Consider the following 17,030-nt stretch of genomic DNA (forward strand, 5'->3'; position numbering starts at 1 on the left):
ATCCTTGAAAGGGAAGTGGCTGTGAACGGGTATTTTATGGCCGTGTGGAGCAATGGTGCGCCGTTACTGCCGTCTTTGGCCTTGTGGCGATTACGGACAAAGGGTATGGTGCAGCAAGATAATCTGCGCCACTGGACGGCATGACGAAGGAAAACGGCCCGTTGCCCGGCCGGAAACGATCGTTTGCATCCCTTCCGTGGCGCCGCTCCGGCTGAATAATATAAAACACTACAATAATGGGAAACTCAATTGACCATGGCATGTTCCGGAAGTCCGTCCTGCTGGCTTTCGGATTGTCTTTTTCCTTCTCCGGTCTCGCCGTTGCCGCATCGGGAGAACTGACCCCGGAACAACAGGTCCAGCCCGTTGAAGGCGCCCGGAAAATCAACCCTGCCGCCGTGGAAGTGCTGCTTGGCAAGAACCACCGGATGACATTCGATTTTTACGGGGACAACGTTTTCCGGATTTTCCGGGATGACAAGGGCGGCATTATCCGCGACCCCAAGGCGGAGCCGGAAGCCCGCATCCTGGCGGACAACCCCCGGAAGCCGGTTTCCCGCCTGGACGTGGACCAGCAGGGAGATGTGGTCACCATCACCACAGGGAAGATCAGGATTGAAATAGACAAAAAGACCTCTCTTCTCAAGATCATCAACCTGAAGGACAATTCCGTGGTGGTGGAGCAGGCGGCCCCCGTCCTTTTTGAAAAGGGCAGCACCAGCTTTTCCCTGAAAGCGAAGCCGGATGAATATTTCTACGGCGGCGGCGTGCAGAACGGCCGTTTTTCCCACAAGGGGAAGGTGATTTCCATTGAGAACCAGAACAGCTGGACGGATGGCGGCGTGGCTTCCCCCACTCCCTTCTACTGGTCCACCGGCGGCTACGGCGTCATGTGGCATACCTTCAAGAAGGGCCAGTATGATTTCGGCTCCAGGGAGAAGAACCTGGTCAGCCTTTCGCATGATGAAAATTACCTGGACGTCTTTTTCATGGTCAACGACGGGCCCGTCAGCCTGCTGGGGGATTTCTACCAGCTTACCGGCGCCCCCGTCCTGCTGCCCAAGTTCGCCTTTTACCAGGGCCACCTGAACGCCTACAACCGGGATTACTGGAAGGAAGACGAGAAGGGCATCCTGTTTGAGGACGGAAAACGGTACAAGGAAAGCCAGAAGGATAACGGAGGCATTAAGGAATCCCTGAACGGGGAGTTGAACAATTACCAGTTTTCCGGCCGCGCCGTGGTGGACCGCTACAAGGCCCATGACATGCCGCTGGGATGGCTCCTGCCGAACGATGGCTACGGAGCCGGCTACGGCCAGACGGATACCCTGGACGGCAATATCGCGAATTTGAAGAACCTGGCGGACTACGCCAGGAAGAACGGCGTGGAAATAGGCCTGTGGACCCAGTCCGACCTGCATCCCAAGCCGGAAATCAGCGCCCTGCTCCAGCGCGACATCGTGAAGGAGGTGAGGGACGCCGGAGTGCGCGTGCTGAAGACGGACGTCGCCTGGGTGGGCGCCGGCTATTCCTTCGGCCTGAACGGCATTACGGACGTGGCCCAGATCATGACCTATTACGGTAACAACAGCCGACCGTTCATCATTTCCCTGGACGGCTGGGCCGGAACCCAGCGTTATGCCGGCATCTGGTCGGGCGACCAGACGGGCGGCGTCTGGGAGTACATCCGTTTCCATATTCCCACCTACATCGGCTCCGGCCTCTCCGGCCAGCCCAACATCTGTTCGGACATGGACGGCATTTTCGGCGGGAAGAATCCGCTGGTGAACGTCCGCGATTTCCAGTGGAAGACCTTCACTCCCATGGAGCTGAACATGGACGGCTGGGGAGCCAATGAAAAGTATCCCCACGCCTTCGGGGAACCCTATACCTCCATCAACCGGTGGTACCTCAAGCTCAAGTCGGAATTGCTTCCGTACGCCTACAGCATCGCGGAGGAATCCGTTTCCGGCCTGCCCATGATCCGGGCCATGTTCCTGGAATACCCCAATCCCTACACGCTGGGGAAGGCCACGCAGTACCAGTTCCTGTACGGCCCCTATTTTCTGGTGGCGCCCGTTTACCAGGAAACCAGGGCGGACAAGGAGGGGAATGACGTGCGCCACGGCATTTACCTGCCGGAAGGACAATGGATCGATTATTTCACCGGGGATTTGTATGAAGGCGGCAAGATTTACAATGACGTTGACGCTCCCCTGTGGAAACTGCCCGTGTTCGTCAAGAACGGCGCGATCATTCCCATGGCCAATCCGAGCAACAATGTCTCGGAAATCAATCCTAACCTGCGCATTTACGAGCTTTACCCGCACGGCAGCACTTCCTTTACCGCGTATGACGACGACGGCGTGACGGAGGAATACAGGGCCGGCAAGGGTGTCCGCACCCTGGTTGAATCCCGGGCGGACGACAAGAACAACGTGACCGTCACCGTTCATCCGGCGGTGGGGGATTTCAACGGCTTCCAGAAGAAGAAGGCCACGGAGTTCCGCATCAATGTGACGCAGAAGCCGTCCAGCGTTTCCGCCAAAGTCGGGGAAAACAGCGTCAACCTGGCGGAAGCGAATTCCATGGAGGATTTCAAGTCCCGGGAGAACGTGTATTTCTATGACCAGGCTCCCAACCTGAACAGGTTTGCGACCAAGGGAAGCGATTTTGAGAAGAAGGTGATTGCCAAAAACCCGCAGCTGCTGGTGAAGCTGGCCCCGGCGGATATTACGGCTGTCCCCACCGTGCTTTCCGTGGAAGGCTTCCGCTTTGAACCCGCGGAAAAATACCGTGTCTCTTCCGGCGCCCTGACCGCTCCCGCTAATGCCAGGGTGACGGAGGAAAACGCGGCCGCATATACCTTGACTCCTTCATGGGATGCTGTTCCGAACGCTGATTTTTATGAAATCGAATTCGGCGGAATGCTGTATACCACCATCAAGGGGACGGAGTTCCTGTTTGAGGATTTGGAGGCGGAAACGCCCTATTCCTTCAATGTACGCGCCGTCAACAAGGACGGCCATTCCGCCTGGACGGCCATCAGCGCGAAGACCAAGGCCAACCCGCTTGAGTTCGCCATTCCGGGAATCGAAGGTGAAACGAGCGTGGAAAACCAGGGCAATTCCCTGACGAAACTCTTTGACTTCAAGGAAAAGGACGCGTGGCACACGAAGTACAACGAGAAGGCCGTGCCGTTTGACCTGGTTCTGGACCTGAAGACCATCAACAAGCTTGAGAAGTTCCATTACGTTCCGCGTGAGGACGGCGGCAACGGAACGCTCCTGAAGGGCTCCGTTTCCTACAGCATGGACCGGGAAAACTGGACGAAGGCCGGAACGTTCCAGTGGGACAAGAATGGCGACGTGAAGATCTTCAACTTCAAGGACGCCCCCACGGCGCGCTACATCAAGCTGAATGTCACGGAAGGCGTGGGCGACTACGGCTCCGGCAGGGAAATCTACGTCTTCAAGGTGCCGGGCACGGAAAGCTATCTGCCGGGCGACATCAATAATGACGGCAAGATCGACCGGAACGACCTGACCTCCTACATCAACTACACGGGCCTGCGGAAAGGCGATTCCGACTTTGAAGGCTACATCAGCAACGGAGACATCAACAAGAATGGCCTTATTGACGCTTACGATATTTCCGTGGTAGCCACCCAGCTGGAAGACGAAGCCGACCAGCCGCAGGAAGAAGCCGCCAGGAAGGACGAGGAAGGGGATAAGAAGGAAGGGGACGGCGAGAAGAAGAAAGCCGCCGAGGAGGCAAAGAAGAAAGCCCGCTTGGACGGAAAGCTCCTGCTCAGCGCCGATAAGAAGAGGTACGCCAAGGGAGACGCCGTCAAGGTGACCGTGAAGGGCCGGAACCTCCGGCTGGTGAATGCCCTGAGCTTTGCCCTCCCGTACGATCCCAAGGATTTGGAATTCGTGGGCGTGGAGGTTAAGAACATGAAGAAGATGGAGAACCTGACGAACGACAGGCTTCATACGAACGGAACCAAGGCCCTGTATCCCACCTTCGTCAATATCGGGGACAAGGAACCTGTGGAGGGAACCTCCGAGCTGTTTGTGCTGAAGTTCAAGGCCCGTCGCGACGTGAAGTTCCAGCCGAAGCTCACGGACGGCATGGTGGTGGATAAAAAGCTGAACACCAGGAAATTGTAATTTTAACATCCTGATGCGGCTCCATGCGCGGCTGGACAGCGTCCACGCATGGAGGCCGCCGTTTCCGGCGGGGCGCCCCCGCGGCTTTCGCCGCCGTGGAACGGCGCCCTTCCGCATGTTCCGGAGGCTTCCGGACGGAGCGGCGGAGGGGTGACGCAATGAGGCTCCCTTCACGGGCGGATGAACCGTTTTTTTCTGGAGCGCCCGGTCTTTTCACTTATGTTGGGGGTGCCAGACAGGCGCCCACGATGCCATGACCGGCCCCGGACTCATCTCCTTGTTCTGCTTTCTGATGACGGCCGCCCATTTTTTGCGCGGCGGGATGCATGCGGGCGTCATTTTGTGCATGGGGCTGGCGGCGCTTTCGTTTTCCCGGCGCGGCTGGCTCCGCAGGAGCGTCACGTTCCTGCTGCTGGCCTCCCTGCTTTTCTGGGGGGCGGAAACCTGGCATCTGGCCAGGCTGCGGATGATGGAGGGACTGCCGTTTCTGCGGCTGGCCGCCATTCTGGCGGGCGTGCTGCTGCTTCATGCGGCGGCTATCCTGTGGCGCAGGCGCGGGGAGAAGGATTTGCCTGTTCCGGAGCTGGCGCGCAGCCGCGTGTTTTCCGCCTCCGTGCTATTTCTGTTTCTGCTGGATGCGCTGGCCCCTTTCCGCCTGCTGCTGGGAGAGCGTGTTCTGCCGTGGCAGGGCGTCAACGGACTCGTGATTCTTCTTCTGGCCTGGTGGGGAGGCTATTGTGCGGAGGGGCTGCTGAATCCGCAGGCGTCTCCCCGCAGGCGGCGGCTGATGTGGACCGTATTCGCCTCCGTGTTTTTTCTTCAGTTTCTGCTGGGCGTGACGGTGGCTTCCTCCCTGCTGATGACGGGCAGGCTGCATGTTCCCGTGCCGTTCATGATGATTTCCGGCCCGGTTTACCGGGGAGAAGGCATCTTCATGCTGGCGCTGTTCAGCGTATCCGTCCTTCTGGCCGGGAGCGCGTGGTGCAGCCATCTGTGCTACTTCGGGGTGTGGGACTGCCTGTCCGCCGCCTCCTCCCGCAGAAAGGGGCGTCCGGTGAAGGGAGGCAAGGGCCTCCGGGACTGGAGATGGGCGGCCCTCGCCGCAGCGGTGGGAACGCCGCTGCTCCTGTCCCTGTGGGGACTCCCGGTGGAATACGCCCTGGCGGTTGCGCTTGCCGCGGCTTTCCTGGCTCCCCTGGCCTGGAGAATGAGCGCCGCGGGCGGCGTGAGGGAATATTGCAGCAGGTTTTGCCCCATGGGGCTGGCCGCCGGTTTGCTGGGCAGGCTGTCCCCCTGGCGCATGCGCGTGAAGGAGACGTGCACCGGGTGCATGCAGTGCGCCGCCGCCTGCCGTGACCTCGCCATCTCGCGCGAGGGCGGGGCCTGCCGCATTTCCAGGCGCTGCACCCTTTGCCGGGACTGCATTTCCCGGTGTTCCCACGGCGCTCTGGGCCTCGGCATGGCCGGTCCCTTCTCCTCTGTGCCGTCCGCGCGGGCGGACATGTATTTTGTAACGCTGGTTTCCGTCATGCACGTGGTGTTCCTGGCGACGGCGCGAGTCTGATTTTATTCATCATGAGAAATACCTACACCATGGAATATCCGTTTTGCGGAGGATGGATGGAACCCGCCCAGTGGCAGGCCGTTCTGGACGCCGTGGACGGCGGATGCCGCCTTGTTTCCTTTTCCACCCTGTCCATTCCTCTGGACGGGGTGGATGAGCGGGAATGCGTGGAGAAGGGCATTGCCCTGGCGGAAAAGCTTTCCCGCCTGGTTCCCTATACGGAACAGGCCGTGGATGTAGGTTCCTCCCTCTGCTGGGGGGAAAACCGGGACGCATGGCTGGAGTTCGCCGGAAAGTTGAACAGGTTTTCCGCTCCCGTTTCCTTCCCCGCGTATGAAATACGCAAAAACCGCGAACGTCTTTTTTCCTCGGACCCGCAGCCTGAAGAACGTTTTTCCGCCCTGCACAAGCGCGCCCGTATTTGTCTGGAAGAGGCTCCGCACCATGAATTCGGGCTGTTTTCCTGTGACCTGGGCTTTGTGGTTCCCAAGGGAGGCCATCCGGAGGGCGGCGTGCATTTGTTTGCCGGAGGCGGGGGCGGCATTCAGGGGGGCAGTGCGGCCCTGGCGCCGCGGGCGGCATCCTGGCTGGGGCGGTATTCCCTGCCGGAGGCCGTGAAGGCGGCGGGGGTGCTGACGGCCCTGAATGAACAGTTCGGGGAACCGGACAATCCGCGCAAGAGGAGATTGAAGTCGCTGTTCGCCTCCCGCAGCCTGGACTGGGTTCTGAATGAATTGAAAAACGCCGGCTTGTACCCGGGAGAGGGGGAGCAACCTGAGTTTTCCTCTTCCGGGGAGTGGAGCCGCAATGATTTCTATAACGGGCTGCTGGTGGCGCTCCCTTCCGGCAGTCTGGAGGATACGCCGGAATATGCCGTGGCGTCGGCATGGCGGCGCGTGGTCCCTTTTTTGACTTCTCCGGTGCGCATCACGCCGCGGGGCAATTTGAGGCTTCATCCGGCGGACAGGTGCGTGGCGGAACGCATCAAGGTACTGCTGCGCGGGTCCAGGCATTTTTCCCCGCTCTCCATTGAATCCTGCTCCTGCCGCGGCTTGCCGGGCTGCCGCCGCGCCCGCGCCGCTTCTTCCCTGGTCCACCGGGAGCTCAACGGATGGCTGGAAGAAATTCTGCATGAATTCGGGCTGGATGACGAACCCGTGGTGTTCCGGATTTCCGGCTGTCCCAACGGCTGTTCCCGCCCCCTGTTTGCAGAGCTGGCCATGGTGGGCCGCAGCGAGGGCGTTTACGATGTTTTTGCCGGAGGGCGCGCCCAGGGCGACAGGACGGCGTTCCTGCTGCGCCGCGCCGTTCCCCTTGGCGAAGTGAGGGAGCTGTTCCGGGAACTCTTCCGGCAGTTCGCCCTTGCCAAAGGGGAGAATGAGGAATGGACGTTCGGGGAGTGGGTCTTTGAGGAAATTATGTCCGGAGAAACAGGCGGAATTTTGAATCAATTATGATTGGGAGGATTACTCTCATTCTTATATCTGTGGATTAGTAAAAAGTTAGCGATGGAGTCATTCTTCATTTGCTGTCTATTCTAATTTCTTAACGGGAAAATTATTACTACACATAATGGTTGATTTTTATGTAAAATAGGGTTTTTATTCTATTGTAATGTGTCAAAAGGGAAAAATTAATAATTCTTCTGCCGAGAAAAATGGGCGGAAAAAAACTGTGTTTCTCAAAGATGGGAAATATACATTTTTTTGGACTATTTCGGTCATTGTAATTTTGGTTTTGTCATTAGGAATATTCTGCTTGCCGGGGTGTAGGAGAGAGGAGACACATGAGAGGCAAAAGAACAAGATGGTGTCCAAAATACAGGAGATCGAACGGCAAATAGACGCTGAACACGGGTTATATGGTGCTCTGAGGTGGCAATACAACCATGCTCCAGAAGAGAGTTCTCGGCAAAAGGTGGAAATTTACAAGGAGCTTTCTAATAGGATGTCTAAAATCCTTGATCTCCAAAAGCGCCGGGATTCCTTAATTCAATTAAAGGACCATTTTGGGAATGAAAGCATCCAGCTTGAAAACAACTGGAACGGAAGGAACTTGTTGTTGACACATTTGCAGGATTATGTGGATAGAGTTCAAAAAGGTGCGGACCGCGCAGATGAGGCTTCTTGGCGTTTCATGACATTCATTTTGACGGGTGGAACCCTTTTTGTTGCCATGCTGGGGGTTTGGACATGGAGCAAGAAAAGAGATTTTGATAAGGAATGTCAAAAAAACATAAATGATTTTCAAAACCAGGCGCGGAAACAATCTGAAGTACTTCAAAGAGCGGAAGCTTTTTCTAAATGCATTGCCATGCATTTGGATGGTGACATGTTCCGTTTGCGCAATGTTTGTGACAGAGCACAGGAGAAGTATAGAAAGGCCTTGGAGTTATTAAAACAGCTATTAAAGGAAGGAGAGATTAATGATCAATATATTCATGAACAAACAATTATTTTGAACAAGCTTGGCGATATTAGCATGGGGTATGGGTTGTTCAAGGAAGCATCCGGTTATTATCAGCGTTCAAGAGAAGCAGCGCAGGCCCTGGTTTGTAAGGATTCGAATAACGTGGAATGGCAGCGTGATTTAATTTTAGCCTATCGGAAGATTGGTGATGTTGCTTTTCAACAAGGTATTTTTGGAGAGGCAGAAGGATGGTATAAAGAATCTATCAGTACACTCCATTCTCTTATGGAAGGAAGAAAAAATAATACCCAGCTTCAGCACGATTTGAGTACAGCGTTACGTTGTTTGGGTGATGTAAAAATAAAACAGGGATTGTTGGAAAATGCGATGGAGCAGTATCAAGAGGCAGAGAAAATTGTTGAAAACTTGTCCTCTAATCCCTATAAACATATAAAACATAGAAGAGATAAACTGTTAACTTTAAAGGGAATATCTGTGATTTTAAAGACACAGGGGAAGTTGGAAGAAGCTGTAAAGTATGGCAATATGTCAATGCGAATTGCAGAGCAGTTACTGGGCGAAGATAGTGAAAATACAGAAAGACGAGTTGATCTAGGAGAAATTTTATTTCTAATGGGAAAAATACATGAATTACAAGGAAATATAAAAAATTCCGTTACATTTTATAATAAGTATAAAGAAATTGTCGGGCGTCTTGTAACAATCGATGGTTATAATGTAAAATGGACACAAGAGCTAAACGAAGCTAATACTTGCCTTGGAGATGTGTTGAGTATTCAAGGAAATTTGCAAGAGGCAGAAGTATTATATCAAAAAAGTCTGGAAGACCGGCGAGAATTGGTAACTCGAGATGGAAGCAACGCGGGCTGGAAGAGGGATTTGACCGTATCCTTGAACCGGATGGGGGACCTGCGGAGGGTTCAGGGGAGGAAGGATGAGGCCGAATCGTTATATCGCGAGATATTGGATATCATGCGGGAGCTGGTGGCCCGCGACGAAAGCAACGCGGGCTGGAGGAGGGATTTGACCGTATCCTTGGACCGGATGGGAGACTTGCGGATGTCGCAGGGAAAAGAAGGAGAGGCTGAAGAATTGTACCGGGAGGGCCTGGGTATCATGCGGGAGCTGGTGGCCCGCGACGGAAGCAACGCGGGCTGGAGGAGGGATTTGACCGTATCCTTGAACCGGATGGGAGACTTGCGGATGTCGCAGGGAAAAGAAGGAGAGGCTGAAGAATTGTACCGGGAGGGCCTGGGTATCATGCGGGAGCTGGTGGACAGTGACGGAAGCAACGCGGGCTGGAAGAGGGATTTGACCGTATCCTTGAACCGGATGGGAGACTTGCGGATGTCGCAGGGAAAAGAAGGAGAGGCTGAGGAATTGTACTGGGAAAGCCTGGGTATCATGCGGGAGCTGGTGGACAGTGACGGAAGCAACGCGGGCTGGAAGAGGGATTTGACCGTATTCTTGAACCGGATGGGAGACTTGCGGATGTCGCAGGGAAAAGAAGGAGAGGCTGAGGAATTGTACCGGGAGGGCCTGGGTATCATGCGGGAACTGGTGACCCGCGACGGAAGCAACGCGGGCTGGAAAAGGGATTTAACCGTCTCGCTGGACCGGATGGGGGATCTACGGCTGTCCGAAGGAAGGAAAGCAGAGGCGGAGGAATATTTCCGGGAGAGCCTGTGCATCATGAGGGAGCTGGTGGAGAGGGACGGAAGCAACGCGGGTTGGAAGAAAGATTTGATCATATCCCTACAACGAATGGCGAACTTGCGGATGCTCCAAGGGCAGGAGGAAGAGGCGGAAAAATTGTATAAAGAAGCGCGAGACATCCGGCATGAGCTAGAATGATTCAAGAAATACAGTTGGGATAGGACAAAATATAAGCGTGATGTTATAAAACAGGTTTCTTGTGTGGCGATTTTTTGACCTGAAAATGGTTCAGGCGATTTCCGGAACGGCTATGGTGGGGAATCATGTCCCTAGCCTCTTTTTTCTATGCCGCCTGTTTTGGCTGCGCCGCCGGCTTTGCGTGTGGCGCGGAAGGTTTTTCCTCCTGGAACGGAACGGCGGGCGGCGTGTCCTCCCTGTCCGGACTCTGGGCGCAAAGCTACGGAGCCCATCCCGGCAACGTGCATTTGTACAGGAATGGCGAGAATCCGTGGCTTCAGGAGTTCAACGTGTCCCTGCGGGCCCAGTACCAGGCGGCGGCCGTGGCTCCCAACGGTTCTGAAACGTACCCCGGCTCCCACGGGCGCACGGAGGAATGGCGGCGGCTGAGGCTGGGCTGGAACGCCAGGGTGCTCCGGGACCTGAAAGTGGCTAATATCTGGAACATGGGCGGCGTGGACAGTCTGGGCTATTACAAGGGCGGACGCTGGAACAACCACAAAATGACCCGCGGCAACCTTTATGAGGCCAATCTGGAATATTCCCTGCCGGGCGCTGTTGTGGGTGCGGGGAAGGTGCTTCCCGTCATTCTGGCGGAGAACCGCATTTCCAGTTCCAAGTATAAGCTGCCGGAGATTTCCGCCGTGGAAAACATGCTGGTCAGCGACAGTTCCTTCGGCGTCTGGAGCTATAATGACGAAAAGAAGGAGCCGCTGGGGTATTACGCGGGCCTGTGGTCCAACACGGACGAGAGGAGCCGCGGAACCTGGGGCACTTGGGAGTCCGTGAACATGAGCCTGGGCCTGTCCGCGCGCGCGGACGGCCTGCTGCTGAAGGAAGGGCGGCTGTACTGCGACTGGATTTACAATTGGGGGGACATGAAGGACCGCCCCTACGACGGCAATTACACGGGCACCGGGGCGCGGAACGTGCTGGCGCTGTATTATTACGGAAAGCAGGGCGCATTTGAGCTGATGGCCCAGGCGGTTTGGGCTTCCCGGCTGCGGGAATATTCCTCCGGCGGCGGCGTGATAGCTCCGTCCGGCCTGGCGGGGCTGACCGTCATGCCGTCCTTCAACCTGACGGGGCATGTGCAGGCGGTCGCCCGCTACCAGCTCGCATTCGGTCCGGACGCCGTGAAGCCGAATAAGCGCTATGCCTCCCTGGCGGAAAGGGGAGGGAACCGCGTGGATTGCTACCAGGCCGTGGCCGCCGGGTTGAATTTCTTTGTGTACCGGGACGATCCCGCGCGGCTGAAGATCATGACGATGGCGGAGTACGGGCATTCCCGCGGAGGCCGTTCCGCCGGGTTTACGGGGTGGACGTTTATCTGCGGCGCGTACACGAATTTCTGACCGTGTCCGGCGCCGTTTATGTGACAACATTGCAACCAGGCGGCTCTTGTCCGGCGGCGGGGAAGGTTTTAGGTTGGCTCTGTTCCCGGAGGAAAGCCGCCGCTGCTGCTCCTTCAACGACCAGACATTACAGATTATGAATAAAGTCAGTTGCATCATCATGGATTGGGCCGGTACGGCCGTGGACTTCGGCTGTTTCGCCCCTTTGAACGTTTTTTTGAGCGTGTTCAGGGAAAAGGGCCTGGATATCACCTACAGGCAGGCGCGGGAACCCATGGGGTTGCTGAAAGTGGACCACATCCGCGCCATTCTGGAAATGGATCCGGTTCGCGAACAGTTTGAACGGAAGTATGGCCGTTCCTGGAATGAGGCCGACGTGCGGGAGCTTTACGCCGGGTTTGAAACGCACCTGTTCGCCTCCCTGAAGGATTTCACCACACCCATTCCCGGCGTGGTGGAAACGCTGGAGGGGCTGAAGGCCCGGGGCATCAAAGTCGGGTCCACCACGGGCTACACGGCGGAGATGATGGACATCGTGCGTCCCGGGGCTGCCGCCCGGGGTTATGTGGTGGACAACCTGGTGACGCCGGATGAAGTTCCCGCGGGCCGTCCCGCGCCGTACATGGTTTACCGGAACATGATTGACCTGGAGATCCCCTCCGTGGACCAGGTGGTGAAGGTGGGCGATACGATGGCGGATATCCGGGAAGGATTGAGTGCGAAAGTGCACACCGTGGGCATCATCACGGGCAGCAATGAACTGGGCCTGAGCGAGGAGGAATATGAGGCCATGCCCGCCGCAGAATTGAACAGAATGAAGGAGGAAGTGCGCCGCCGCATGCTGGACGCGGGAGCGCATTACGTGCTGGATTCCATTCGTGAACTGCCCGCCTGCATTGAGGAGATCAACGCCTCCATGAACCGCTAGCCTTTCAACCATTCATCTGCCATGAGAAATTACCTTCTTCTTACCCCCGGCCCGCTGAGCACTTCCGAATCCGTCCGCCAGGCCATGCTTCAGGACTGGTGCACCTGGGACAAGGATTACAACGAGGGCGTGGTCACCGTCATCCGGGAACAGCTTTTGAAGCTGGCCGGACTGGACGGCGAATACACCACCGTTCTTTTACAGGGAAGCGGCACCTATGCCGTGGAAGCCACGCTGAGCTGCGCCGTCAGGCCGCAGGACAAGCTGCTGATCGTCGCCAACGGTGCGTACGGCAAGCGCATGGGGGACATCGCCCGCCGCCATGGCCTGAATCACGTCCTCGTTTCCCTGAAGGAGACGGTGCCCGTAACGCCGGAGGCCGTGCGGCGCGCGCTGGAGGAACACCCGGACATCTCCCACCTGGCCATGGTGCACTGCGAGACCACCACCGGCATTCTGAATCCGGTGGAGGCCGTCGCCAGGGCGATCCGCGGTCGCGGCCTGACGTTCATCGTGGACGCCATGAGCAGCTTCGGCGGCATTCCCATTGACATCCGCAAGCTGGGAATCGACTTCCTGGTCAGCAGCGCGAACAAGTGCATCCAGGGCGTTCCGGGTTTCGGCTTCGTCATTGCCAGACGCTCCTCCCTGTCCCGGTGCGAGGGGGTCTCCCGTTCCCTGTCCTTGGATTTGTACGACCAGTGGGCGGAGATGGAAAAGGGCCATGGCAAGTGGCGCTTTACCTCTCCCACGCATGTGGTGCGCGCCTTCTTCCAGGCCGTGAAGGAGCTGGAAGAGGAGGGCGGCATAGAAGCCCGCCATGCCCGGTACCGGGAAAACCATGCGGCGCTGGTGGAGGGAATGCGCCGGAGCGGGTTCCGGACCTTGCTTCCGGACGAGCTCCAGTCCCCCATCATCACGTCCTTCCTGTACCCGGAGGAGGATTTTGATTTCCAGAAGTTTTACGAGGCCTTGAAGGAACGGGGCTTCGTCATTTACCCCGGCAAGATTTCGGAAGCCCCTACCTTCCGCATCGGCAATATCGGGGACGTATTCCCGGACGATTTCCGCCGCCTGGCGGAGGCCGTGGCGGATATCCGCCGGAACAAATAGTTCCCTTCCCATCCATCAATCCCAGCGGGCCGCTGCGGCGGCCAGGAGTTTACCATGCTACAGTTGAAAAATATCAAGAAAGTCTATAACGGAGTTCCCATTCTGAACGGCATCAGCCTGGACATCCGGAAAGGGGAGATCGTCTCCATCCTGGGGCCGTCCGGCAGCGGAAAGACTACGCTGCTGAACGTCATCCTGGGGCTGGCGGAACTGGACGGCGGCCAGATCCTTTTTGACGGGGAGGACGTGAGCGGCACGCCCATGCAGCGGCGCGGTTTCAACATCGTGTTCCAGGATTACGCCCTGTTCCCCAACCTGAACGCCTACCGGAACATCACGTACGGCCTGAAGAACAAGCCGGGGGCCAGCTCCCCCCGTGAGGTGCGGGAGCTGGTGGAGCTGCTGGGCCTGAGCGAACATCTGGACAAGCGCATCGACCAGCTTTCCGGCGGCCAGAAGCAGCGCGTGGCCCTGGCCCGCACGCTGGTGATGAAACCCCGCATCCTGCTGCTGGACGAACCTCTGAGCGCCCTGGACGGCGTCATCAAGGAGTCCATCAAGTCCCGCATCAAGACGATTGCCCGGGAGTACAACCTGACCACGATCATCGTGACGCATGACCCGGAGGAGGCCCTTACCCTGTCCGACCGGGTGCTGATCCTGAACGAAGGAGGCATTTCCCAGTATTCCACGCCGCGGGAAATCATTTCCAGCCCCAGCAACAGCTTTGTGAAGCAGTTCATCCTGAACCAGCTGGAGATCAAGAGGAATAACATTCTTTCCCTCTTTGAGGGTTCCTATGCATAAAACCCAGATAGAAATCCGGGGCGTGTTCTGGGCGGTTGCCCTGGTGTTCTCCGTCTTCCTGGTCCTGCCCATGGCGCTGCTGCTGGGCAAGTCCTTCCTGGTAGGCGGGGAATCCGGCCTGGGGAATTACACGGCCATGCTGGCCAGCCCGGCATTCCTGGAATCCTTCCGGAACAGTTTTCTGATTTCCGGGGTTTCCGCGGCGCTGACCACCGCGCTGGCCTTTTTCCTGGCGTATGCCGTGAACAATACGGGGCTGCTGCCCTTGTTCCGCAAGTTCATCGCGGGAATGACGGTGGCGCCCATGTTCCTGCCCACCATCACGTACGGCTTCGTCATCATCTACTCCTTCGGCAGGGAAGGGCTGCTGACGCGGCTGCTGGGGTTCCAGATGCTGGACATTTACGGGTTCCAGGGAATGCTGCTGGGCTACACCATTTACACGCTGCCGATCGCCTTCCTGCTGATTAACAACACCTTCAAGTATGTAGACAAGAACTTCGCCATCGTTTCCAAGGTGATGGGGGACGGCCCCGTTCGCACTTTCCTGGGAACGGCCGTGAGGCCGCTGGTGGGTACGCTGGGGGCGGCGTTGATCCAGTCGTTCACGCTGAGTTTTACGGACTTCGGCATTCCCGCCTCCATCGGAGGCAGTTTTGACGTGGTGGCCATCCATTTGTACAATGAAATGCTGGGGGCCATCCCGAACTTCGGCGGCGGCGCGGCGGTCGCCGTTTCCATGCTGCTGCCGTCCATCATCAGCATCCTGCTGATCAATTACCTGGAACGGTACAATTTCCGGTACAACAGGATTTGCCGCCAGGACATCGTCAAAAGCCGCCTGAGGGACGCCGTGTGCGGTGCCGGGTCCCTGGCCGTCATCGGAACCATTGCGGCGGTTTTTGCGGTCATGTTCGTGGTGCCTTTCGTCAGAAACTGGCCTTATGAGGTGGAATTTTCCATGGACCGGTTCACCCGCATCCTCTCTTCCCGCGGCCTGCTCTCCATTTACGGCAATTCCCTGTGGGTGGCCCTGCTGACCGCTCTGCTGGGCACCCTGCTTTCCTACGGCGCGGCGCTGGCCTCCGCGCGCTCCGGCCTGGGGAGGGTGGCCCGCGGCGCGGTTGATGGGATATCCGTGGTGACCAACACCATTCCCGGCATGGTGCTCGGCCTGGCGTTCCTGTTCGCCTTCACGGGAACCAGCCTGCAAAACACCTTCCTGATTCTGGTGCTCTGCAACGTGGTCCATTTCTTTACCACGCCCTACCTGATGGGCAAGAGTTCGCTGGAGAAAATGAACAAGGGCTGGGAGGCCACGGCCGCCCTGATGGGTGATTCCTGGCTGAAAACCCTGTGCCGGGTTGTGGTGCCCAATTCGCTGGGAACCGTGCTGGAAATGTTCAGCTATTACTTCATCAACAGCATGATCACGATCAGCGCCGTCATCTTCCTGGTGGGCGCCAGAACGGCCGTGCTGACCACCAAGATCAAGGAATTGCAGCATTACGCGCAGTTTGATTCCATCTTTGTGATGTCCCTCCTGATTCTGGCCACGAATATCCTGGCCAGGGTCATTCTGGGCGGCATTGCCGCCAGATGCACCAAAAAACAATAAAATACCGTCATGAAAAAACAGTCCACCATGATTGCCTGCGCGCTTGCCGTCGTTTCCGGAGTCCTTCTGTGCCTGGGCGGCTGCAATCAAGGCCCGGAGGTAGTGATTTACTCCAACGCGGACGAAGAATCCCGGCTAGCCATGCAGGACGCCCTGGACAGGGCCGGATTTTCCGGACAGTACATTTTTTCCTCCTTCAGCACCTCGGAGCTGGGCGGAAAGATCATGGCGGAGGGCAGCAACATTGAGGCGGATGTGATTACCGCCTCCACCTACTACCTGGAAAGCGCCCAGCAGGCCCACCGGATGTTCGCCCCCCTCTCCTTCACGTTCCATGCCCTGGAAAAGACGCCCGGTTTCTGCGCGCCCCTTACGGCGCAGGAAGGGGCCATTTTCATCAATACGAGGGCGCTTCAGGAGAACGGGCTGCCCCGGCCCGCCTCCCTGAAAGACCTTGCAAGTCCGGCGTACAAGGGCTTCATCTCCATCCCCAATATCCGCAGTTCCTCCACGGCATGGCTGATGGTCCAGGCCCTGGTCAGCGCGTACGGGGAACAGGAGGCGGGGCGCCTGCTGCACGGCATGATGGAGAACGCGGGGCCCCATCTGGAAAATTCCGGTTCCGGACCGCTGAAAAAGGTGCGCGCCGGGGAGGTGGCGATTGCCTTCGGCCTGCGCCACCAGGCCGTAGCGGACAGGAAGGCCGGCCTCCCCATTGATTACGTGGACCCGGCGGAAGGCAATTTCATGCTAACGGAGTCCGTCTGCGTGACGGACAAGGGCGCGGGGGGCAATCCCCTGGCGATGAAGATGGCGGAGACGCTTGTCCGGACCGCCCGCCCCGGCATCCTCAAGGTCTACCCCGTGCCGCTGTATGAGGGGGAAAACTTTAGGGAGGATGCCAGGTCGTCCAACGTGAAGGCCTTTCCCGAACCGCTGACGGTGGAATTGCTGAAAAGGCACCAGGCGCTGATGAATTAGGTTTTTTCCCGGCAGAGACGGGTGCCATTCAGGCCGCGGAATACGGTTTCCGCGGCCTGAATGCGTTGGTAAGGCACGGTTTCCAATGGCCGTTCAGAAGAGATAAATTTGGTTTCAGAAGGTCATTTCTGCTGTTCATTGATGAATTTATTGAGTATTTAAAGTTTTT

General features: G+C 57.3%; 10 protein-coding genes. All 10 read left to right on the forward strand.

The window, feature by feature from the left end; all coding sequences use genetic code 11:
* The first annotated feature begins 236 nt into the window (after window positions 1-236).
* The 10 genes from J5W70_RS05765 to J5W70_RS05810 all read left to right on the forward strand — a co-directional run bounded on the left by J5W70_RS05765 (window position 237) and on the right by J5W70_RS05810 (window position 16,861).
* Window positions 237-4,172, forward strand: coding sequence for a TIM-barrel domain-containing protein (locus J5W70_RS05765; protein ID WP_102730818.1), 3,936 nt, complete (start codon window positions 237-239; stop codon window positions 4,170-4,172).
* A gap of 253 nt (window positions 4,173-4,425) precedes the next feature.
* Window positions 4,426-5,736: a 4Fe-4S binding protein gene (locus J5W70_RS05770; RefSeq protein ID WP_102721149.1), complete on the forward strand. Its 1,311-nt coding sequence runs from the start codon at window positions 4,426-4,428 to the stop codon at window positions 5,734-5,736.
* A gap of 11 nt (window positions 5,737-5,747) precedes the next feature.
* A complete protein-coding gene (locus J5W70_RS05775) occupies window positions 5,748-7,193 on the forward strand; it encodes an assimilatory sulfite reductase (NADPH) hemoprotein subunit (RefSeq protein WP_022397879.1) in 1,446 nt (481 codons plus the stop codon).
* Window positions 7,194-7,683: 490 nt separating this feature from the next.
* The gene (locus tag J5W70_RS05780) at window positions 7,684-10,020 is read left to right on the forward strand and encodes a tetratricopeptide repeat protein (protein ID WP_215837118.1); all 2,337 of its coding nucleotides are present in this window, start codon (window positions 7,684-7,686) and stop codon (window positions 10,018-10,020) included.
* A gap of 125 nt (window positions 10,021-10,145) precedes the next feature.
* On the forward strand, window positions 10,146-11,414 hold the full coding sequence (locus tag J5W70_RS05785; protein WP_022397881.1) for a hypothetical protein: 1,269 nt from the start codon (window positions 10,146-10,148) through the stop codon (window positions 11,412-11,414).
* Between the two features lie 136 nt (window positions 11,415-11,550).
* Complete coding sequence (gene phnX / locus J5W70_RS05790; RefSeq protein WP_022397882.1) at window positions 11,551-12,342, forward strand: phosphonoacetaldehyde hydrolase; 792 nt, start codon at window positions 11,551-11,553, stop codon at window positions 12,340-12,342.
* A 21-nt stretch (window positions 12,343-12,363) separates the two neighbouring features.
* Window positions 12,364-13,455, forward strand: coding sequence for a 2-aminoethylphosphonate--pyruvate transaminase (phnW, locus tag J5W70_RS05795; RefSeq protein WP_022397883.1), 1,092 nt, complete (start codon window positions 12,364-12,366; stop codon window positions 13,453-13,455).
* Between the two features lie 54 nt (window positions 13,456-13,509).
* Window positions 13,510-14,262, forward strand: a complete 753-nt coding sequence (locus J5W70_RS05800; RefSeq protein ID WP_022397884.1) for an ABC transporter ATP-binding protein — start codon at window positions 13,510-13,512, stop codon at window positions 14,260-14,262.
* Window positions 14,255-15,880: an ABC transporter permease subunit gene (locus J5W70_RS05805; protein WP_022397885.1), complete on the forward strand. Its 1,626-nt coding sequence runs from the start codon at window positions 14,255-14,257 to the stop codon at window positions 15,878-15,880. The genes J5W70_RS05800 and J5W70_RS05805 overlap by 8 nt, the downstream gene beginning before the upstream one ends.
* Window positions 15,881-15,889: 9 nt before the next feature.
* The gene (locus tag J5W70_RS05810) at window positions 15,890-16,861 is read left to right on the forward strand and encodes an extracellular solute-binding protein (protein ID WP_022397886.1); all 972 of its coding nucleotides are present in this window, start codon (window positions 15,890-15,892) and stop codon (window positions 16,859-16,861) included.
* Window positions 16,862-17,030 lie beyond the last annotated feature (169 nt).

Source organism: Akkermansia massiliensis (genome assembly GCF_018847375.1).
Classification (GTDB): domain Bacteria; phylum Verrucomicrobiota; class Verrucomicrobiia; order Verrucomicrobiales; family Akkermansiaceae; genus Akkermansia; species Akkermansia massiliensis.